Genomic DNA, 19,312 nt, shown 5'->3' with positions numbered 1-19,312 from the left:
CGGAAGGAGATCGATGCCCGCGGAACCGGACGACGAGCATTCCGTCGGGAGTTGGCTGCCCGGGCTGCAGGACGAGTTGCTGCATCCCCCACGCCAGCACCGCAGCCGGCGGTCGATGGCGCAGATCCTGACCGCCGCGGAAACGGTCTGGACCCGCGACGGCCCCGGTGGGTTCACCATGGCGGCCATATCCGAGGAGTCGGGGATCTCTATCGGAGGGCTTTACAGCCGGTTCAACGGCAAACACGGGTTAGTCCTCGCGGTCAAGGACCGACTGCTCACGCGGCTCGAGCAGGACGCTGCCGAGCGGCTCCACGACCACGGCAAAGGCCTCGACCACACCGTGCGCGAGCTGGTCACGTTCCTCGCCCAGGCCGACCTGAGCGCGGTCGCCCGCTCTCTCGGCACTGCGGTATCTCCCGACGAAGAGCTGTTCGCCCGAGGGGCGCTCGCCTGGCAGCGGCTGTGCGCGTCGTTCTGCACCGCAGCGCTGCGTGACGCGCACGAGATCGGGCACCGTGATCCGGAGCTGGCACTGGCGATGACGTTTCAAGTGGCGATGAGTTGCATGGCCTCAGCAGGGCATACCGGAGGCTGGATCGGCCTTCCGAAATCACGCACGCCGATCAGCGACGAGGTGGTCGACATGTGCCTCAATTACCTGCGCGCCTGACGCGGCGACCTGCACTATCGGCCGCCGGGTACCGTCAGCATGTGGTTTCCGACAAGACAGCACCTGGCTTCCACCCACCGCAACAGGCACGCAGCCGCGCCGCACTGCAACGCCTGCTGACGGCGGCCGAGCAGGTGCTGGCCACGGCGGGTACCGACGAGCTGACAATGGCGGCCGTCGCGCAACGCGCCGGAGTGTCCATCGGCGCGATCTACGGGCGCTTCGCGAGCAAGGACCAGCTGCTCAACGCGGTCAAGGACCGGCTGCTCGGCCGAATCGAGGAGGACCTTGCCAGCGCGTTGAACAACGCCGGTGACAGCCTGCGGGAACTCGTCGAAGCGTTCACTCGTGCCCTGGCCGACGGGTTCTCGGCAGGGACCCATGCGATCCCCTACGTCCTGGTCAACGCCCGCAATCAGGAGGCCACCGATCGGGGCGTCCAAGCCCTGGAAACCATCCAGCGGCTGTTCCTCGACAAGGCAATGCACCACCTCGCCGAGGTCCGCCAACCGGACCCGATGACCGCGCTCGTAATCGTCGCCCGCACGATCACGGGCGCGTGCATTCACCGCACGATGTCGGCGCACATCTGGCCGGATGGGACGTCGTGGGGTCGCTGGGCCGCGGCGTTGTCCGGAATGTCGGTCGGGTACCTCACCACACCGGACGCCGCAACGCCAGAGTCTGGTTCAGTCGGATAGCCCATCGATGCGCCCAAGCCCCGACAGCAGCTCGCCGGCGCCACCATGTCCGTTGACAAATACCGCGGACCATGTCGTCAACTTAGGCGAGTGCCGCCGCGCGGCCGGCGTGGCTTACGCCGGCTTTGATGAGTCGTTCATACCGACAGCATCCACGACACGATTCGGATAGCCATGCCAGCCTGGCGGAGGCGGCAGTTCAGCGCGCGGATGAGGTGGGCGCGGACGCGCTCTGCAGCTCTGCGGCTCGGACGCCGAGTTGCTCCGTGGGAGTGCGGAAGTTCTCCCGCCCGGTCGCGACGGCGACGATGTTGATCAGGCAGACGAAGGCGACGAATCCGGCGACCGGTAGCCATGCGGTCGGGCTCCCGCCGGACAACGCGGTCGCGATCGAAGGCGCGAAGCCGGCCAGGCCGAAACCGATCGCTGTGCCGACCGCGATGCCGGACAAGCGGACCCGAGCCGGGAACAGCTCCCCGTAGAAGGCCGACCACACCCCGGCGGCGGCGCTATGCGCGACACCGAAGGTGAGAATGCCGGTCAGAAAGATCAGACCGTAGTTGCCGGTCGAGATGGAACCCAGGTAGGCGGCCATCAGCACGGCGCAGCCCAGCGAGCCGCCGATGAAGACACGCTTGCGCCCGACCCGGTCCGAGAGCACGGCGAAACCGGGGATTGCCACCAAAGACACGATGCTGGCCACGATGCCGACCCAGAGCATCGCGGTGCTGGACAAGCCCTGCGTGTTGACGGCGTAGGAGAGAGCGTAAATGGTGAAGATCGTGCTGACGGTGGCGATCGTGGCCGCCGCCACCACCCGCACGACGGAGCCCGAATGGTCCCGGATCAAGCTCGCGAGCGGTACCCGAACAACCTCGTCGCGTTGTCGGCTCTGCTCGAAGACAGGGGTCTCCTGCAGCGAGCGGCGGATGAGGAAGCCGATGAGAACGACCACGGCGCTGAGCCAGAACGGCACCCGCCAGCCCCAGCTCAGCAACGAGTCCCGGGGCAGAGCGGCGACCGGTAGAAAAACAGCCGTGGCCAGAATCTGTCCGAGCTGCGTACCACTGAGAGTGAAACTGGTGTAGAACGCCCGGCGATTCGCCGGTGCATGTTCGAGGCTCATCGAGGTGGCTCCGGCCTGCTCCCCCGCCGCCGACAGCCCCTGCAGCAAGCGCATCGTCACCAGTAATACCGGCGCCAGTACGCCGATGTGGTCATAGGTCGGCAGGCAGCCGACCAGGAACGTCGACCCGCCCATCAGCAGCACGGTCGAAACCAGCACGCGCTTACGCCCGAACCGGTCCCCGATGTGGCCGAACACGAGGGCACCGATCGGCCGGACCAGATAAGCGACCCCGAACGTCGCCAGGGCGAGCAGCGTCCCGGCGGCTGGATCCGAAGCGGGGAAGAAGATCTTGCTAAAGACCAGCACGGCGGCCGTGCCGTAGATGAAGAAGTCGTAGTACTCCAGCGTGCTGCCGATCCATCCAGCGATGGCCGCCTTACGCGGCTGGGCCACCGCAGCGGCGGAGGGCTTGGCCATGGGAGCTCCTGGGAGTGTGGCGTCGTTGCGTACACAGCGAGGACGGCGAGACCGGACGGACCGGCACCGTGATGACGGATCGCTTTGTCAGCGGATGAGGGAGTACTCCGGTGTCGGCGCTCTGGGTCCGTTCGGTGTTCTGTGTGTCGCGAATGACGACGATCGGATCACCAGAGATCAGCAGAAGGTCGGCGCGCCTGCCGGGTGCGATGACCACTCGATCGGCGATCTCCGGCGTCAGCCATCAAGAAGCTTCGTGCCCACGCTCGCTGCACCACAGCTATTCGCCTCTCTGCCTGGCAGGGCTACCAGGCACTCATGCCCCCAATGACCCGTATGTTTCGGGTAGTTTTGATCCTGTCTTCGGCAGGGGCGCCCTGTCAAGAGGCAAATTATGCGTATGTTTTCACGTGCCCTCGGCCTGGCGCGTGCTCACACCTTGGGCATCGAGCCAGCTGATCGGTACCCGTACCCCTGCGCCCCGGCGATCGGGTCGCCACGATGGAGGGCTGCGCAAGCAGACCGGCTACGGTCGCGCCACCATCGAGGAGACATGTCGGCTGCTGGCCGAACGTGGCATCGTCAACGTCCGCCCAGAGCGCTGCAGCGGATTTGTTCTTGACGAAGGTCAGCCCCGTAGTCCGGCCGCGTCAGATCCTTCTGACGCTCCGAGGCGCGACAACCATTGCCACGCCATAGCCGTCCGCGGCGCGCACGAGGCGGCAGCAACCCGCACCGGCCGGGACTCTCGTGATTTGGGCGCTTGCCTGAACACGATGCGCCGCTTCGGCCACGGTCTTTAGAGCTACCTGTACACGAATTGGTCCCTGCCCGAACACATTGCCGCGATCACCAGCAACGATCTCGCTCACCCGCCGCGCGCGGTGTTGATCCGCCCGGTGCACCGAGTTGCCGGTCCGCACCGCCCCCGAGGCGTCATCGACCTCGACGGCCTACCTGGCCGAGTGAATAGCCGTGCACAAAGGGCTCGTCGAGGCGATCCGGAACGGCGATTCGACGCTCGTGCGGAACGCCGTCGCCGCTGATGCCCGGTCTCGCGGGAGAACGCACCGTACAGCAGCCGACCGCGAGCGATCGCCGTGCGCCACGTACGCAAGTACTCCATCGGACTCAACCCGACGACCGCGCGAAAGCGAGTCCAGCTTCATCAATTGATGTGCGCTGCCGCTTCGTCTGCGCTGCTCAGACTCACGTAGTGGGCGATTCCGGCGTCCACACCGGACATTTCGAGCTCGGCGTCGGCGGTGTCGGGTCGACGGCCGTCCGGTTTCGCCGTCGCGCGGGAAGCCACGGTCATCGAGATCGCGGTACCGGCCACCCAGAACTACCTCATCTCGGTCGGCGCGGCCCCCACCACCTACGGCCTTCAGCTCGTCGACAACAGGGGTCCGGGCACTCGCGCCGCGCCATCGAAGCGGCCTGGAACAACGCAGACTCGGGTGTCATCGCCGAACTCGTCAAGCTGACCAACGATCTCGCCCGGTCGCCTCCATCGCCGACTTCGGCGCGCCCGAGTTCGGCCCGCGGGTGTCGACGAGAGCCGGCCGAGACAAGACAACAGCACTGTGTGAAGGGACCCGCCTGGCCGCGGCGACCCGGCTCGTCCTGCCGGTCACCCGCACGCTCACCTTGCCGAGGCCGGCGCCGACCAGGCCGCGAGCGCGACAGATCACGGCCGCGCCGTCGTCACTGTGCCCTGAACCGTCCGGAAGAACAGACACATGACCGTCACCCTGATCAACAGCTTCACCGTACCGCCGGAACACGAGGAAGGGTTCCTCCGGACCTGGCGCGCCCCGATCGGCCACTTCGCGACCGCGCCGGGCTTGCGGCGCGCCGGCTGCACCGCAACACCGGCCTGAACGCACGATGTTCCCGTACGTCACCATCGCGTCCTGGGCGGATGTCGACGCCTACCGCGCGGTCTTCCAGGACTTCACCCCGGCCGGGCAGCGCGTCCCGGGCGCCAGGGCGTACCCGGGCCTGTTCGAGGTTTACGAGGAGGTCGAGCCCCGGACGTGAGCACCGGCAGCGCCAGCCGATCGACGACGTGGTCGAGGAACCCGTCGTCCAGGGGCAGCCGCCACAGCCACCTCATGAACAGCACCGACGCGACGACTTCCTCGAACAGCCCGACATCGACCAGGCCGGGCAGCTCACCACGTTCGACGGCCCGCTCGACCACCTCTTCGGGCAACCGCGCGCCGCTGGAGAACCGGGTCTCCAGCTCGTCGATCAGCTCCGGGTCGGATGCCCGGGCCTGCACCAGCCCCACCGCCAGGCTGCCGTCGTAGCCGGCGAGCACTTCAGCGAAGCGTCGCGTGTGCGCGAGCAGGTCGCCGCGGAACGTCCCGGTGTCGGCCGACCACGACGTCCGGCTCCCTTGGTAGCGGGCCATCGCGGCGACCGCGATCTCGCGCTTGTTGCGCCACCGCCGGTAGATGGTGGCCTTCGACGTCCCCGACCGGGCGGCGACGGCGTCGATCGTCATCGACACGTACCCAGTCTCGGCGAGCAGGTCGAGCACCGCGTTGAGGATCCGGGCGTCGCGGGTGGGATCCAGCGGGCGAACACTCATCCGGCGAGCATATCAGTGCACGTCACGGCCTCGAACGGTACGAGACCGTTTCGTACTGTACCGTCGGTGTGACTCCGGCAGGAAGGGACACCATGACCGTCACCTCCTACGCGGCGCGCTCCGCGGGCGCCCGCCTCGAACCGTACGGACGCGAGCCCGGCCCCCTCGGCGCGCTGGAAGCCGACGTCCGCGTGACGCACTGCGGCGTCTGCCACAGCGACATCGGCCAGATCGACGACGAGTACGGCATCACCCGCTACCCCTGCGTCGCCGGGCACGAAGCCGTCGGCGTGGTCGAAGCAGTCGGCAGCGCCGTCGACACCGATCTCCTGCCGGTCGGCACGAGGGTGGGCGTCGGCGCGATCGCCGGGGCCTGCTTCCGTTGCGCGCTCTGCCTGAGCGGTCGGCACAACCTCTGTCCCCGTCGGGACGACACCGTCATGCGCGGCGACCGCGGCGCCTTCACGGAGCTGCTGCGTGTTTCGGATTGGCGCACCGCTTATCCCATCCCGGACGCGATCCCGTCCGAGCAGGCGGCGCCGATGATGTGCGCCGGCGTCACCGTCTTCGCGCCGCTGCTGCGCCACGACGTCCGGCCGGTCGACCGGGTGGCCGTCGTCGGGATCGGCGGCCTCGGTCACCTGGCCCTGCAGTTCCTGGCCCACTGGGGCTGCGACGTCACGGCGATCTCGACGTCCCAGTCCAAAGAGGACGACGCCCGTCGCTTCGGCGCCACCTGCTTCATCGCCACCGGCGAAGAAGGCGCTCTCGAAGCAGCGGCCGGGTCGTTCGACTTCATCCTGTCGACGGTGTCCGCGAACCTGCCGTGGGGCGACTACCTCGACCTGCTGGTGCCACAGGGCCGGATCAGCGTGGTCGGCGTGCCGCGCGAGGCGATCGCCGTGCACCCGATGCAGCTGCTCCCGGCCGAGAAGACGATCTCCGGCGGCGTGCCCGCGTCCCCCAGCGAGACCCGGCTGATGCTCGACTTCGCCGCGAGGCACGGAATCGGCCCGCAGGTGGAGACCTTCCCGGTGACGGAGATCAACACCGCCATCGACCTCGTCCGCGGTGGACGGGCGCGCTATCGCGCGGTCGTCTCGCTCACGTGAGCGGCCGGTCAGCGCGGCCGCCGCCCGGCTTCGCGATGCCGACGTCAGGTCTCAACGTCCGTCGCCTGGACTGCCGACAGCAGGTGCCGGGCGTACGGATACGCCCAGGGTTCCTCATGCTCGACTAGCGTGCTCGTTGTTGCTGGACCGAGGGGAACCATCGCATCCTTCAGTCTCAGGTAACGCGCCACCGGCGCCAGCGTGCGGGACCAATCTCGCGCGGAGCCACCCGGACTACCTCGCCCGAGGCCCTGCGCCACCGCCGCCACGACCTGACTCTGCCTGCAGATGATCAGCCTCACGAGTTTGTGGCTCGTTCGCTGACCTGCCACCTCCGCACGAGGAGCCGTTTCGCGCGCATGGAGGCCGAGTCACAGCCAGCAACTCTGGCGTTTGACGAACGCGTTCGCTACGATCGCGTTGTGAGCCCACGTCGTTTACCACTCAGCCGCCGCGACCGCCCTGCCAAACCGCCGCTTAGCCGTGATGGCTTGGTGGCCGCTGCGCTGCGCGTCATGCGGGAAGAAGGCTTGGAGCGCCTGACGATGCGACGGCTGGCCGCGGAAGTCGACACCGGGCCGGCATCGCTCTACGTATACGTGCGGAACACCGCCGAACTGCATGGAGCGATCCTGGACGAGCTCGTCGCCGGGTTGGAGCAGCCTAGCGAGGGGGGCCCGGAGCAGTGGCGGGAGCAGCTCATCACGTTGCTGTGCGCTTACACCGATCTGCTCTTCGCCTATCCCAGCTTGGCGCGGTCGGTGCTGACGCTGCGGCCGTCCGGCCCGAACTATCTGCGATTGATCGACATAGTGCTCGGATTACTGCTAGTCGGTGGCCTGTCGAATCGGCAGGCGGCGTGGGGCGTCGACATCCTATTGCAGCAGGCCACCGCCATGGCAGCCGAGCAGGGTAGCCGGGAAGAATCGGTTGAAGCGGACGGCGAGGAGCAAGACCTCGCCTTGGCGATAGCCGAGGCGCAGCGCGACACCTACCCGTACCTGGTCCGCGTCCGTGACGAGATTCTTTCCGGGACCGGCGAGCAGCGGCTGCGGTGGGGTTTCCGAACGCTCATCGAGGGGCTGTGCGCCGGCTAATCTGCCCTTCCTGACTTCTGGCGGCTCGGCGCCCGCACGAGGCCAATCCTCCCAGCATGAGGGTCCGAAGTTATACCCCGGTCGTCAAGGAACATGTTCGTGACGAACTTGCTCAGCCTCTCTACGGCGAATTTGTCAGAGATACCCGATCTGCTGGAGGCATCATGAGCACACCTATCATCACCGTCGTCGGAGCTGGTTTGGGCGGTTTGCCCCTAGCCCGGGACGCCGTCGAGCCAGGGACCCGCCCGTGAGCCGCGAAGGCGCACCCCGGCGGGTAGTGGCGACCGGGTTCGGCGACGAATCGAAGCTGTCCTTTGAGCTCGTGCGGGACGTGCCTCGCGGCGCCGACGACGTGGTCGTGCGGGTGGCGGCGATCGGCGTCAACCCGGTCGACTTCAAGCGCTACACCGACCAGGCCTACGCCTCACGACGCGGCGACATCCACTTTCCGATGCCGCTTGGCGTGGAAGCAACCGGGACGGTGATCGAGGTCGGCGACGACGTCGTCGGCCCGGCCGGACCCATCCGGGTGGGTGATCAGGTCGTTATGCACCGCATCGACGGCGCCTACGGTGAGCAGGTCACCGTCGCGGCGTCGTCGGTACTGCCCAAGCCTGGGCAGGTGTCGTGGGAGCAGGCTGCATGCCTGCTGCTGGCCGGGACCACGGCCGCGCACGCGCTGGCCGCGGTGGCCGCGCGTCCCGGTGAAACCGTGCTGGTGCACGCCGTGTCCGGCTCGGTCGGGCGAGCCGTCGCCCAGCTCGCGCATGTTGACGGTATCCGGGTCGTCGGCACGACGTCGGGCGGGCACGACGACACCCTGGCCGCCGTCGGCGTCACGCCGATCGCCTACGGACCAGGGCTTGCCGAGCGGGCCCGGCAGTCCGCACCGGACGGGTACGCCGCAGCGATCGACCTGGTGGGCACCGACGAGGCGGTAGACGTCTCGCTCGAGCTAGTTGCGGACCGGCGCCGAATCGCGACCGTCGTGGCCTTCGATCGCGCGCAGCGCGACGGGTTCCTGGCGCTCGGCGGGTCGTCGGGGCAGGACGCGTCCGGCATCGCCGTGCGGGCCAATGCCCGCGTCCGTGTCCTGGCGCTGGCGCAGGCCGGCCTGTTCCACCTCGACGTGGTGCGCTTCGCCTTCGACGACGTCCGTGCCGCTCATGAACTGCTCGGCCGTGGCGCGCACGGGCATCTCGTGCTGACCACCGACGCGATCACCGACTGACTCCTCAAGGAGCCAGAGGTTCCCGGACTTGCGCTGATCTCGGGCGCCCGCAGAGCGGCCAAGCGCCCTCGACGCGAGCAGGGCCATCGTGGCACCCATGTTGTCCGCTTCGCGGTCGTCCGCAGCGTGGGTGGATAATGTGGCCAAGGGCCCAGCCGCCGACCACCTCACCGGAAGGTAGTCGCGCATCTGAGAAAGGGCGCTGGTTTCGTAGACCTCCACGACGACACTCTTGCCTTCGCTGGCTTGTCGTCCTCGACGCGCGGCCTCTATAGCTGATTGACCCTCCGGAACCAGTGCCGGACTGGCGTCCGGTTTCCCGTCGGGCGGCTACGTTGCAGCGATCCGGCGTCGTTGCCGGAGCCGGGCCGGCTGCTCGCCTCGGCCAGCCACCTAATTTAGTTAGCTTCGGCAACAGGACGGGAGCAAGTACGATCACGACAGCTGCCGCGGTCGCCACGCTCGATGGGTGGCGACCGTTGACGGACGACGACACGCGGTGCGACCTCACATGCCGGTCCAGGAGTGCGCGGCCGTTGTAGGGACTTCTCGCGGGATTGCCCTCGACGTGGCCCGGCAGTCCGGCAGCCCGTCGCGAACGCACCACCACAGTCGAACCCACACCAGGTGCTGTCCTCGAGGCGGTCATAGCGCAGGCCTCACCGAGCACACGGTTCCGACGCGGCGCCCGCATCCACAGGCTTGTCACCAACGAACGCGTTTGCTACGATCGCGTTCGTACCTAAGCCGCCGCTAAATCGATTGACGAACCCGAAAAGGCGCACCGTCGCGTGCGAACCGGTTCGCCTCAGCACACATTTGCCGAAAGGCCCGTTAACATGCCCAAGGGATACTGGGTCAACCAGAGCGACATCACCGACCCGGAGAAGATGTCGAAATACTCCACCGCGGTCCGCGAATTTCTGGGACGCGAAGGCGCCCGAACATTGTTCATCACCGATTACTCGCGGTACGAGGTCGTCGAAGGGTCGCCCCGCAGCCGTCAACTCGTTCAGGAATTCCCCAGTTACGAGGCGGCACTGAGTGCGTACCGGTCAGCCGAGTATCAGGCGATCAGGAAACTGCGCCGTGACGCGGCGCTGCTCGATCTGCTCATCGTCGAAGGCCTGGAGTGAACCACAAAGCAACGCCGGCCCGAAGTCGAGTTGATCTGCCGGGGAACCGGGCCGGCGATGATAGAAGGCGCCCGCGCGGGTGCGCCGGACGCGGTGCAGGTCGCGGACCGGTTCCACCTGTGGCAGAACCTGGGCCAGGCGGTCCAGAAGACCATCAACGCGTATCGGGCTCGGCTCGTCGCGCCGCCCCCACCGCCCGCAGACGACACCCCACCCGCAGAGGAGCGGCAACTGCCCGACCTCAAGATCGTTACTCGTCTTCGGGAGCACCACGTCGCCATACATGAACTGACTGCACAAGAATGGACCAAGTCGGCGATCCGCCGGAAACTCAGCCTGCACCATGCCACGGTGCGCGATACCTGCGCGCGGCCACCGCCGTGGAGTTGACCGCCGTGTCCAAGCAGCGCGCACATCTGGTCGACGACTACGTCACCTACCTACACCAGCGTTGGAACGGGGAAAACGCAACGCCACCGGGCTGTTCCGCGAGATCAAACAGCAGGGCTATCCGGGCCGGTAGACGCTGCCCCGCGCAGGCGAATAAAGACGAGCTTATATGGCGCCCAGTTGATGGTATGCCAAGCTTCCAATGCTCTACCTTGAACGTTCCTCTCGACTACGCTCAGCCAGAAGAGACCCAGATCGGCCTTCGGCCTTCACGAGGAGACCTTTATGCGTAAATCTTTCACTATCCTCGCTGCGTCCGCGCTCGCCGCGGTCCTGCTGCCCGCCACCGCGTCCGCGACACCCGCCAGCGGCGTCACCGGCACGATCCTGGCCAAGCAGACCATCGGCCACACCGACTACACGCTGCGGGAAATCACCGTCCAGCCCGGCGGCTACACCGGCTGGCACTTCCACGACGGCACGCTGTATGCGTACGTGAAGGCTGGAACGCTGACGCACAACATGGCCGACTGCAGCCTCGACGGCGTCTTCGGCACCGGGCGCGCGTTCACCGAGAAGCCGGACCAGGTGCACATCGGCCGCAACCTCGGGTCGACGCCGCTGGTGCTCGAGGTGCTGTATGTGCTCCCTGCGGGCAGCCCGCTGTCGGAGGACGCCTCGGATCCCGGCTGCGGCTTCTAGAACTGCAACGGGCCGTTGATGCGTTTACGGTACATCACCGTTGAGGTAGTTGATACCGTGAAAGATCAGCTCAAGCAGGCGCACTAGCGAATCAAGAGTTGGTCCGCGCGCCGAGTCGCCACGCGGGTCGCTTCAGCGGAGCGGTGATCGAGCTGTTAAGGCACCGAAGCACCTGCGTACCTGGTTAGTGTGGTTTCAACGTGTCTTTGTGATAATTGCTGAGGTCCTGGTCAAACGGCCAGCCGATTGGTTCATCGATCGTGTGTTGTGCCATGCACGTGCAGATCGCGCTCTACAACGGACTCGACCCCCTCGACGTCCTCGGTCCCTTCGAGGTCATCCACTCCGCCGGCCTGTTATCCGGCGGGCAGGTGACCACCGAGTTCGTCACCGACGAAAGGGCGCGGGAGGTGCCCAGCGGGTTCGCATCGATCACGCTGACTGCCACAGCGGTTCTGGATCCGGGGAACGAGAGTGCGATCGTGGTTCCTGGGGCAGCCGGCGGCCTGTCCATGGATCCGGCCGTAGAGAACGGCATCGGCTGGCTGCTCGCGGCGGCGGGACGCAGCGAGCTGCCGAACCGGCCGCGCGAGGCCCTAACCGGGCCGGACGCGGCCGTGGCGACCGTCTGCGGGGGCTCGATCCTGCTCGCAAGCGGGGGTTTGGCCGACGGGAGTCCGCTGGTGACCCACGAACGCGGCCGCGACCTCGCGGGGGACGAAGGCGGTTCCGGTCGAGGCCAGGACGGTCGATGACGGCAACCTGCTCAGCTCCGGCAACGTCACGTCCCGCATCGACCTGGCCCTGCATCTGGTCGAGCGCGAAGTCGGGCCGCCGGTGGCCCACGCGGTCGGCGAGCTGATCCGGCACGAGCGCCGGGGCACGGTCTGGAGCACCACCGGCGTTCCCCTGGTGGCCGACTGAGCAGGTACAGGGCACGCTCGGCCTCCGTGGCCGGCCCAGGCGGGAACACCGCCGGGCCGGCCACAGCCGACGAGGAAACGGTCGAGCCCAGGCTGTCTTTCTGGGCCCAGCTCAGCGCTGGGGTGCGGTCTGGGCCCAGGTATTGGTACTGAGGGACGACCAATAGTTGTCGAGCAGCCGGCCGAATGCGTCCGGATTGGGTAACTCGAGATCCTTCGGCGGCAGCTCACGGCGCTCGGCAGGTGTCGCGATGCCGGCGATGATCTGCTCAACGCCACCAGGTGCGTAGCCGTTGAGCACGTGCGTCTCTTCAGTGGTCGTGAACCTGTGATCGGTGCCGCGGGGGATCCAGATGGAGTCTCCCGCCGTGGCGGTGAGCTCGCGCGGACCGACCTGCATGTCCATCGAGCCGCTGAACACGAAGAACCACTCGTCGACGTTGTGGACGTGCAGCGGCGGCCCGACTCCGGCCCGCATCCACTGTTCGATGACCGAGAACGAGCCGCCGGTCTGGTGGACGTCGGCCAAGATCACCCACAGGGTGTCATAGAACCAGTAGGCAGGCGCGTCGTGCTTGCTGGCGACGAAGGCGTCCCGGGATAGGAACGTGGTGGCGGGGTAGGGTGACGACATCGCGGCTCCTGTCGGTTGCGATGGGAAGTCAGCGGGTTGTGGTGCGCTGTGCGGCCGTGCGCACGACCTCGGCGAGAGGCATCGCAGGACGGCCCAGCAGCCGCGCGAGGTCTTGGCTGTCAGTCGCCAGGTCACCGTGGGCGATGGAAACATCCAGCGCCGCGACGAACTCGGCGCTCCCCTGGTCGAGGCCGGCTTGCCGCAAGGAGGACGTGTACTCCTCGACCGACAGGTCGCGGTAGACCACCGCGGTGCCGGTGACCTCGCTGATCACCCGGGCCAGCTCGGAAAGGTCGAAGGACGGTCCGCCGAGTTCATAGCTGCGATTGCCCGGTTCGTCCTGCAGCAACGCCGTCACCGCGGCGCAGGCGTAGTCCCGGCGTGTCGCTGCCGAGATCCGGCCGCTGCCGGCGGCACCAAGGATCTCGCCGCGCCGCAGGTATTCGTCGAGTTGACCGGTGTAGTTCTCGGTGTACCAGCCATTGCGCAAGAACGTGAACGGGATGCCGGCCTCGCGCAACGCGCGCTCGGTGTCCTGATGCTCTTCGGCCAGCGGGTTGGTCGTGTCATCGGCGTTGAGCATGCTCGTGTAGACGATGCGCGACGTGCCCGTCGACCTGGCGGCGGCCTCGATGACATTGGTGTGGTGGATGACCCGCCGGCCCGGCTCACTGCTGGAGACCAGCAGCAGCCGGTCGACGTCGGCCAGCGCGACGACCAGGGACGACGGGCAGGAGTAGTCCGCCTCACGCACCTGCACTCCACGCCCGGCGAGATCGGCGGCCTTGCCCGGCGTGCGCACGACAGCGACGACGTCGGAGGCCCGCACTCCACGGCTCAACAGTCCCAGGACGGCCAAGCGTCCCAACTGCCCTGATGCTCCGGTAACCGCGTAGATGGGCATGGTCTCCTCCTGGACGGGCTGCCTGACGGGTGTTTCGGCTGCGCTACGAGGCTTCACGAGAACGGCGGGATGTGGTCGGTGACGAACTGTTCGAAGTCGCGGGCCGGTCGGCCGAGGATCGAGGGCACATCTTCGGTGACGTAGTCGCAGTCGCCCTCGGCGAACAAGCCCACCGCTTGGGCGTTCATCGCGGCCAGGTCCGCCGGTAGGCCGGCGTCGATCATGGCCTGCGTTTGTTCTTCGATCGTCAGCGGTTCGAACGCGATCGGCCGGCCGAGCACTTTCGAGAGCACCACCGCGGCGTCCGCGAAAGAGAGCGACTCGGGGCCGGTCGGCCAGTAGGTCTTGCCCGCGTGCGAAGCCGGGGCGAGGGCGATTTCCGCGGCGACGGCGGCGACGTCCCGCGTGTCGATCATGCCGAGACGGCCGTCGCCGGCGGCCGAGCCGAAGCTGCTCTCCCCGGCGATCGACGGGGCCGACATGAAGAAGTTCTGCATGTAGGCGTTGTTGCGCAGCAACGTGTAGCCCAGCCCGGAGGCGATCAGTCCGTTCTCGATCTCGGCCTGGCCGCGCCGCCGGGCGATCGGCGAGTCCGCCGATGCCTTGCTGGTGACCTTCACGACGTGCCGGACGCCGGCCCGGACCGCGCTGGCGACCACGTTCAGCTCCTGGGCGGGTACCGCCGGGCTGACCAGGACCACGGACGAAACACCGCGCATCGCCGCGTCGACGGTCGCCGGAACCCCCAGATCACCGGCAACCACCTCCACCCCCGACCGCGCCAGAGCGGCGGCCTTCTCGAGGTCGCGTACCAGGACCCGAACTCTTTCTCCCCGATCGGCGAGCAGTCGAGCCGCCTCCGCACCCACCTTGCCCGCGGTCGTTATCAAGATCATCACAGCGCTCCTTAGAAACTTTTAGCTGACTCTAAAAATAGTACACGCACGAAACTTGGAGCGTTGCTGGTAGTCTGCGATAGTGTCGAGTCAGGGACTTCGTGAGCGCAAGAAGGCGCGCACCCGTCGGCTCATCGCGGACACGGCGGCCCGCCTATTCGCCGAGCACGGCTACGAACACGTGTCCGTCAGCGATGTCGCGCGCGAGGCCGAAGTCGCCGAACAGACGGTCTACAACTACTTCGGGACCAAGGAACAGCTGGTCACCGATCGCGAGGAGCAGATCCGGCAACGGCTGTGCGACTTGATTCGAGACCGGCCCGTCGGCACGAGCCCGGCGGCCGCCGTCCGCGCCTTCGTCCTGGACTCCGTCGCCGGGATCCGCCGAATTCCGCCGGAGCTCTGGCGGGGCGAGCTCGGACACCTGGCGGCCATCAGCCCGGCCGTCCACCGGCTCGCGCTGGAGCTGACCGACCGCCAGGCCGAAGCCATCACCGAGGCCATCGCCGACACGACCACCGTCCCGCCGGAGATCGCCAAACTGCAAGGGATCGCGCTGGCCGGCGTGTTCCGGATCATCATCGGCGAGGCCGGTCGGCGCACCGTCGAGGGCCAAACCCAGGCGGCGATCGCCGACGGCCTGTACCCGATAATCGAAAACATCCTCGACGAACTCGACCGCTGGCTCATTGCGCCCCGACCGCCGACATCACTGTGACGGCAGCGGACGGCAACGGTCAGAGCGGAAGCAGACCGACCTTGGGAAAGTTGGCCTCGATGAGAGTCATCCTCTCGTTAGGAGCCAGCGAACTGTTCAGCCCTTGCTGTCATATCAGCTCGGGCTGTACTGTTCGGGACGTGCTGACATGTGAGACGCGACAGTCGGCGCTGGCCCGTCTGGGGCACGCCCTGGCCGACCCGACCCGCTGCCGGATCCTGGTCGCTCTGCTGGACGGAGTGAGCTATCCCGGCCAACTGGCCACCCAGCTCGGACTGACTCGCTCGAACGTGTCCAACCACCTGTCCTGCTTGCGAGGCTGCGGCCTGGTGGTGGCCACCTATGAGGGCCGCCAGGTCCGCTACGCGCTGGCGGATGCGCATCTGGCCCGCGCGTTGAGCGAGCTGGTGGAGGTCGTGCTCGCGGTGGACACCGACCAGCGGAGCGTCGACGACGAAGACGGCGCGGCGCCGGTCACCGGATCGAGCCCGCCGCGACCGAGTGCGGCGGAGGCGCTGCGCTGATGAGCGAGGACACCACCCGCCGGCTCGATCTGTCGCTGACCGCGTCGGCGACCGAACAAGACGGCTGCGCCGACGGATGCTGCGCCCCAGCCGGTACGAGCCCGACTACGACCGTCGACTCGCAACGACGGGCAGTGCTGTCGCGTCGGGTGCGGCTGGTGGTGGCAGCGACGATCACCTACAACGTCATCGAGGCGATCATCGCTATCTCCGCCGGCTCGGTCGCCTCGTCGACCGCGCTGATAGGGTTCGGGCTCGACTCGGTCATCGAAGTCGCCTCGGCCGTCGCGGTGGCCTGGCAATTCTCCGGCACGGACCCCGAAGCCCGCGAGCGGACGGCGTTGAAGGTGATCGCGGTGTCGTTCTTCGCCCTCGCGCTCTACGTCACGGTCGAATCGGTGCGCTCGCTGCTGGGCGGGGAGTCCGCCGAGCACTCGACGGTCGGGATCGTGCTGGCGGCGGCGTCGTTGCTGGTGATGCCGTTCCTGTCGTATGCTCAGCGGCGCGCTGGACGGGAGCTGGGCTCGGCGAGCGCGGTCGCAGACTCCAAGCAGACTCTACTGTGCACATATTTGTCCGGGGTCTTGCTGGTCGGGCTGCTGCTCAACAACTTGTTCGACTGGTCCTGGGCCGACCCGATCGTTGCCCTGGTCATCGCCGCGGTCGCGGTCAAGGAAAGCCGCGAGGCCTGGCGCGGCGAGCACTGCTGCTGACCGGCTCGGGCTCGCAAAAGGCGCCTGATCTGTGGAACTCGAATGGGCGATCGCGGCCGTCGTGATCACCGTGCTTTCATCGCTGTTCGGGCATTTCGAGGCGAAAGCTCCACTGTGGACACGCATCACCCGGTGGCTGGTGTACCTCGCCGTCCTGCTCGTCGTCGAGCTGCTGACCGGGCGCCCATGGACATGGGTATGGATCGCCGGCCTGCCCGCCGTCGGCGCGACGTTCCACGTGATCTGGTTCGTCCGGCACCAGAACAACCCGTTGACCACCGAGCCACGCGAGCGGTACTTCCAACTTCGCGGCTGGGCATAGTCGCCCTCGCCTGCGGCGGCTGGCTGATTCTCACCGTGTCCTACAAGGACGAGGTGAACAGCATCGTCCACATCGCGCAGCCGAAGGACTAACTGCCCTCGGATGGCTCGCCACTCTCAGACGTCATCGCCGTTCAGCAGCTTCATATGGGAGCCGTAGAACGGAGTGCCCAGCTGCACCTTTCGACCAGTGCTGGGCCGCGCAGAACGCCCGCGCGATGACCGATTCGTCGATCGCGGTCGTCGACCGTCGGTAGCCGGCCCCTCGCGACAAGGCCGCGGCGACAAGAACGGTCCCGAAACTGCGGCGCCGGTAAGTGGCCTCCAGTCGGGCCGGGCCGATCACGCCCCGCTTGTCAACGCCGCACAACCACAAATCGAGCCCGCCGACCTGCTGACTACGCAGCTGCAGCACTACCCGACCAACGCCAGCCCTCGTCTTCGGCGGCTGCGCGACCAGGACGAGCTATGCGTGCGTGGGCGTCGTCTCGTGTGCGAACCGAAGATCGATCTCGAACCAGGTCGATCTGGGAATTCGAGTGCCTGAAACAGGTTGCAGCTCGAGGTTGGTAGGTAGACCGAGTGGTCGTAGCTGATGATTCGCTCTGCCACGTCAAGATAGTGACCGTTCAGACAACGCTCGTGGCGCCCCGCTGGCCGCGCCGGCAAGCCACTGTCCATTCCGGGCTTACGCGGTGTAGGCGCTCGCAGCGCGAGCCATGTCGATCTTGTGCGACTTGCGGTGTCTCTGTTGTCTCACGGCGATGTCCTCAAGATCAGTCTCAGGAATGAGTCATTTCCTCAGCGTCGATCGCCCGGTCGTTCGGTGGGGACCGGTCAGCGGGTGAGCCTCGCGCGGGCCTCGTCGGTGAGCGGGGTGAAGAAGTTGACCAGGTTGCCGTCGGGGTCGCGGAACAGCAGGGAGCGGTTTCCCCAGGGCATCGTGGTCGGCTTCTGCACGATTTCGGGGGCGACGGCCAGGCTTGCCATCCGTTCATGCTCGCGGTCGACGTCCTCGACGAGAAACTCGAGGATCGCGGTCCGGTTCGACTCGGGGACGGCTGCTCCGGCGCTGAACAGCGCCATTGTCTCGGCGCTGCCGATGGCCAGTGTGCACGACGGGCCCACGAGTTCGGCGAACTGCTCGGCCGGGCGCCGGGCATCGAGGCCGGTGACGTGCTCGTAGAACTCGACAAGGCGGGCGACGTCGTTGGTGATGACGCGAACGGAGACGAACTGCACGGTGGTTCCCTTCTGCCGTGGAGGGCGGCTCTGACCCGTCCTCCGGGGTTCACCGGACACGTTAGGGTCAATAGTGGACAGGATCCGCCCGGTATTGGAAGATCCCTGAGTGTGACCCGTCCGATCGCCCGTGTCCTGGCCTTGCTGGAGATCCTCCAGAGCGGAGGCACTCGGACCGTCGCCGAGCTGGCCGGGCGGCTCGACGTGGACGAGCGCACCGTCCGCCGCTACGTCGACCACCTCCTCGACCTGGACATCCCGGTCCGCTCGGTGCGCGGGCGGTACGGCGGGTACCGCCTGTCCCCGGGCTTTCGGATGCCTCCGCTGATGCTCACCGACGAGGAGGCACTCGCTGTCCTGCTCGGTCTGGTCGCGGGCCGGCGTGCCGGGTTGATCAGTACCTCGGTCGCGGCCGCCGAAAGCGCGGTCGCGAAGGTCCGGCGAGTGCTGCCCGAAGCTCTTGGCCGCCGGCTCGACGCGCTGCTGGAGGTCGCCGACTTCACCGCGCCCGCACGATCGGCACTCGCGGCGGAGGCCGCGACACTGCTCACCGTCGCCGAGGCGGCGCGGGAACGTCACCCGGTTGGTCTCGGTTACACCGCCGGCCACGGCGGTGCCAGCGAACGCGTCGTCCATCCGTACGGCATCGTGGCGCACTCCGGGCGGTGGTACCTGACCGGCTTCGACTCCGCCACCGGGCAAGTGCGCACGTTCCGCGTCGACCGGATCACGACCGTCGAAATGCGTGCCGGAACGTTCGAGCTACCGGCCGGATTCGACCCTGCCCAGCGAGTGCTGACCGCGATCGCCGAGGCGCCGTACCAGCACGAGGTGTCCGTGCGGATTCGATCGACGCCCGAACAGATCCGCTCCGTCTTCCCCGCGTCCGTCGCCACACTCGAGGAGCTCGACCCCGGCACTTCCTGGGTGCGGGCCCGGATACGAGCACAACGGCTCGAATGGATACCACCCCTGCTCGCCGCGCTCGATCGGCCGTTCGTCGTGGAACAGCCCGACGCCCTCCGCGACCTGGTGCGAGCACTAGCCAGCCGGCTCGCCGGCCACGCCGATGCGCGACAGGAAGACTGATCACGCGCCGGGACCTTACGACATCAACCGCGAGATGCTACACACTCGGCCCCGCGCTAGAAACCATCAGCGGAAACCACGGGGGTCTGCCCCCGGTTCGGTTGACTCCTGACCTGTGAGGATGCGCTCCTCGCTGGAAGGATGCCCACCATGCCCAA

The 19,312-nt window shown here is 67.3% G+C and carries 21 protein-coding genes and 1 pseudogene; 15 read left to right on the top strand and 7 right to left on the bottom strand.

Annotation, left to right across the window (positions count from 1 at the left end; all coding sequences use genetic code 11):
• Positions 1–13 precede the first annotated feature (13 nt).
• Positions 14–673, top strand: a complete 660-nt coding sequence (locus C2L58_RS32370) for a TetR/AcrR family transcriptional regulator (RefSeq protein WP_103341462.1) — start codon at positions 14–16, stop codon at positions 671–673.
• Between the two features lie 41 nt (positions 674–714).
• Positions 715–1,374 carry a TetR/AcrR family transcriptional regulator gene (locus C2L58_RS32365; RefSeq protein ID WP_103341461.1) on the top strand — a complete coding sequence of 220 codons (660 nt, stop codon included), beginning with the start codon at positions 715–717 and terminating at the stop codon, positions 1,372–1,374.
• Between the two features lie 199 nt (positions 1,375–1,573).
• Here C2L58_RS32365 and C2L58_RS32360 read toward each other — a convergent pair whose 3' ends face one another.
• Both C2L58_RS32360 and C2L58_RS49450 read right to left on the bottom strand, forming a co-directional pair.
• Positions 1,574–2,920 carry an MFS transporter gene (locus C2L58_RS32360; protein ID WP_103341460.1) on the bottom strand — a complete coding sequence of 449 codons (1,347 nt, stop codon included), beginning with the start codon at positions 2,918–2,920 and terminating at the stop codon, positions 1,574–1,576.
• Between the two features lie 1,168 nt (positions 2,921–4,088).
• Positions 4,089–4,259, bottom strand: a complete 171-nt coding sequence (locus C2L58_RS49450; RefSeq protein WP_158264205.1) for a hypothetical protein — start codon at positions 4,257–4,259, stop codon at positions 4,089–4,091.
• Positions 4,260–4,662: 403 nt separating this feature from the next.
• Between C2L58_RS49450 and C2L58_RS49445 the strand changes: the two genes are divergently transcribed.
• The gene (locus C2L58_RS49445; protein ID WP_158264204.1) at positions 4,663–4,803 is read left to right on the top strand and encodes an antibiotic biosynthesis monooxygenase family protein; all 141 of its coding nucleotides are present in this window, start codon (positions 4,663–4,665) and stop codon (positions 4,801–4,803) included.
• 74 nt (positions 4,804–4,877) lie between these two features.
• Here C2L58_RS49445 and C2L58_RS32355 read toward each other — a convergent pair whose 3' ends face one another.
• Positions 4,878–5,519, bottom strand: a complete 642-nt coding sequence (locus C2L58_RS32355; RefSeq protein WP_103341459.1) for a TetR/AcrR family transcriptional regulator — start codon at positions 5,517–5,519, stop codon at positions 4,878–4,880.
• Between the two features lie 92 nt (positions 5,520–5,611).
• Between C2L58_RS32355 and C2L58_RS32350 the strand changes: the two genes are divergently transcribed.
• The 7 genes and pseudogenes from C2L58_RS32350 to C2L58_RS32320 all read left to right on the top strand — a co-directional run bounded on the left by C2L58_RS32350 (position 5,612) and on the right by C2L58_RS32320 (position 11,945).
• Positions 5,612–6,631, top strand: coding sequence for an NAD(P)-dependent alcohol dehydrogenase (locus C2L58_RS32350; protein WP_103341458.1), 1,020 nt, complete (start codon positions 5,612–5,614; stop codon positions 6,629–6,631).
• A 494-nt stretch (positions 6,632–7,125) separates the two neighbouring features.
• A complete protein-coding gene (locus C2L58_RS32345; RefSeq protein WP_369904267.1) occupies positions 7,126–7,728 on the top strand; it encodes a TetR/AcrR family transcriptional regulator in 603 nt (200 codons plus the stop codon).
• A 250-nt stretch (positions 7,729–7,978) separates the two neighbouring features.
• A complete protein-coding gene (locus tag C2L58_RS32340; RefSeq protein WP_158264203.1) occupies positions 7,979–8,962 on the top strand; it encodes an alcohol dehydrogenase catalytic domain-containing protein in 984 nt (327 codons plus the stop codon).
• Positions 8,963–9,801: 839 nt separating this feature from the next.
• On the top strand, positions 9,802–10,098 hold the full coding sequence (locus tag C2L58_RS32335) for a DUF1330 domain-containing protein (protein WP_103341455.1): 297 nt from the start codon (positions 9,802–9,804) through the stop codon (positions 10,096–10,098).
• Between the two features lie 18 nt (positions 10,099–10,116).
• Positions 10,117–10,488: pseudogene (locus tag C2L58_RS32330) on the top strand (hypothetical protein); the annotation flags it as partial.
• 285 nt (positions 10,489–10,773) lie between these two features.
• Entirely contained in the window at positions 10,774–11,190 is a 417-nt protein-coding gene (locus C2L58_RS32325) for a cupin domain-containing protein (RefSeq protein WP_103341454.1), read from the top strand.
• 272 nt (positions 11,191–11,462) lie between these two features.
• Complete coding sequence (locus tag C2L58_RS32320) at positions 11,463–11,945, top strand: hypothetical protein (protein ID WP_233226063.1); 483 nt, start codon at positions 11,463–11,465, stop codon at positions 11,943–11,945.
• A 280-nt stretch (positions 11,946–12,225) separates the two neighbouring features.
• On the opposite strand, the gene C2L58_RS32315 is transcribed toward C2L58_RS32320, so the two are convergent.
• From C2L58_RS32315 to C2L58_RS32305, 3 genes are read right to left on the bottom strand one after another with little or no spacing between them, the layout of a single operon-like run.
• A complete protein-coding gene (locus tag C2L58_RS32315; RefSeq protein ID WP_103341453.1) occupies positions 12,226–12,747 on the bottom strand; it encodes a cupin domain-containing protein in 522 nt (173 codons plus the stop codon).
• 28 nt (positions 12,748–12,775) lie between these two features.
• Positions 12,776–13,651, bottom strand: a complete 876-nt coding sequence (locus C2L58_RS32310) for an SDR family oxidoreductase (protein WP_103341452.1) — start codon at positions 13,649–13,651, stop codon at positions 12,776–12,778.
• 53 nt (positions 13,652–13,704) lie between these two features.
• The gene (locus C2L58_RS32305) at positions 13,705–14,547 is read right to left on the bottom strand and encodes an SDR family oxidoreductase (RefSeq protein ID WP_233226062.1); all 843 of its coding nucleotides are present in this window, start codon (positions 14,545–14,547) and stop codon (positions 13,705–13,707) included.
• An 82-nt stretch (positions 14,548–14,629) separates the two neighbouring features.
• Here C2L58_RS32305 and C2L58_RS32300 point away from each other — a divergent pair, with 82 nt between their 5' ends.
• The 4 genes from C2L58_RS32300 to C2L58_RS32285 all read left to right on the top strand — a co-directional run bounded on the left by C2L58_RS32300 (position 14,630) and on the right by C2L58_RS32285 (position 16,824).
• Positions 14,630–15,265 (top strand): TetR/AcrR family transcriptional regulator, encoded by a 636-nt coding sequence (locus C2L58_RS32300; RefSeq protein WP_103341450.1) that lies wholly within the window; start codon positions 14,630–14,632, stop codon positions 15,263–15,265.
• Positions 15,266–15,405: 140 nt separating this feature from the next.
• The gene (gene cmtR / locus C2L58_RS32295) at positions 15,406–15,789 is read left to right on the top strand and encodes a Cd(II)/Pb(II)-sensing metalloregulatory transcriptional regulator CmtR (RefSeq protein WP_103341449.1); all 384 of its coding nucleotides are present in this window, start codon (positions 15,406–15,408) and stop codon (positions 15,787–15,789) included.
• On the top strand, positions 15,789–16,502 hold the full coding sequence (locus tag C2L58_RS32290) for a cation transporter (RefSeq protein ID WP_103341448.1): 714 nt from the start codon (positions 15,789–15,791) through the stop codon (positions 16,500–16,502). The genes cmtR and C2L58_RS32290 overlap by 1 nt, the downstream gene beginning before the upstream one ends.
• A 31-nt stretch (positions 16,503–16,533) precedes the next feature.
• Positions 16,534–16,824, top strand: a complete 291-nt coding sequence (locus C2L58_RS32285) for a hypothetical protein (RefSeq protein ID WP_103341447.1) — start codon at positions 16,534–16,536, stop codon at positions 16,822–16,824.
• 836 nt (positions 16,825–17,660) lie between these two features.
• On the opposite strand, the gene C2L58_RS32280 is transcribed toward C2L58_RS32285, so the two are convergent.
• Positions 17,661–18,065, bottom strand: a complete 405-nt coding sequence (locus tag C2L58_RS32280) for a VOC family protein (protein ID WP_103341446.1) — start codon at positions 18,063–18,065, stop codon at positions 17,661–17,663.
• Between the two features lie 111 nt (positions 18,066–18,176).
• Here C2L58_RS32280 and C2L58_RS32275 point away from each other — a divergent pair, with 111 nt between their 5' ends.
• Positions 18,177–19,154, top strand: a complete 978-nt coding sequence (locus tag C2L58_RS32275) for a helix-turn-helix transcriptional regulator (RefSeq protein ID WP_199191550.1) — start codon at positions 18,177–18,179, stop codon at positions 19,152–19,154.
• The last annotated feature ends 158 nt before the right edge of the window (positions 19,155–19,312 follow it).

The organism is Amycolatopsis sp. CA-126428, assembly GCF_002904335.1.
Lineage (GTDB): Bacteria > Actinomycetota > Actinomycetes > Mycobacteriales > Pseudonocardiaceae > Amycolatopsis.
This window is presented reverse-complemented; position numbering and strand designations above follow the sequence as displayed.